General features: G+C 51.8%; 1 protein-coding gene. It reads right to left on the minus strand.

The genetic code is table 11. The features are described 5' to 3' along the window. A partial coding sequence (locus H9Y04_RS49220; protein WP_268980587.1) for a lyase family protein occupies nt 1-641 on the minus strand: 641 nt, incomplete at its 3' end. Between the last annotated feature and the right edge of the window lie 91 nt (nt 642-732).

Below are 732 nucleotides of genomic sequence, written 5' to 3' on the forward strand. Positions count from 1 at the left end.
TCTTCATTAAGCAGCACATTGAAGGCATGGAACTCCTGGCCGAGGGTCATCGGCACCGCGTCCTGCAGCTGGGTGCGGCCCATTTTGAGGATGTCCTGGAACTCCACGGCTTTCGCCTGGAAGCCTTCGCCCAGCTGTTTAATCGCATCGATTAACTTAAGGATGGAGGCATACACCGCAATGCGGAACCCGGTGGGGTAAGCATCGTTGGTGGACTGGCATTTGTTGACGTGATCGTTTGGGTTCAGGTACTGGTATTCGCCTTTCTGGTGGCCCATCAGCTCAAGGCCAATGTTCGCCAGGACTTCGTTGGTGTTCATGTTTACGGAGGTACCGGCCCCGCCCTGGAAGACATCGACCGGGAACTGGTCCATGCATTTGCCGTTATTCAGGACTTCGTCACAGGCGGCGATAATCGCATTTGCCGCGCTTTTGGGAATGGTCTGCAGCTCCTTGTTCGCCAGCGCGGCGGCTTTCTTAACCATGACCATGCCGCGCACGAATTCTGGTATGTCGCTGATTTTGCTGTTGCTAATGTAGAAGTTTTCAATCGCTCGCAGAGTATGAACGCCGTAGTAAGCGTCCGCGGGAACTTCCCTGGTGCCCAACAGATCTTCTTCGATACGAATGTTGTTTAACATGTGAACCTTCTTTTCAAGCTGCCAATGAATTCACCAAACACACAGAATATCCAGTATTCAGTATATTTTCTGGCCGACGATTATTTCCTTA

It is taken from the genome of Streptomyces polyasparticus (assembly GCF_014493765.1).
Taxonomy (GTDB): Bacteria; Actinomycetota; Actinomycetes; order Streptomycetales; family Streptomycetaceae; genus Streptomyces; species Streptomyces polyasparticus.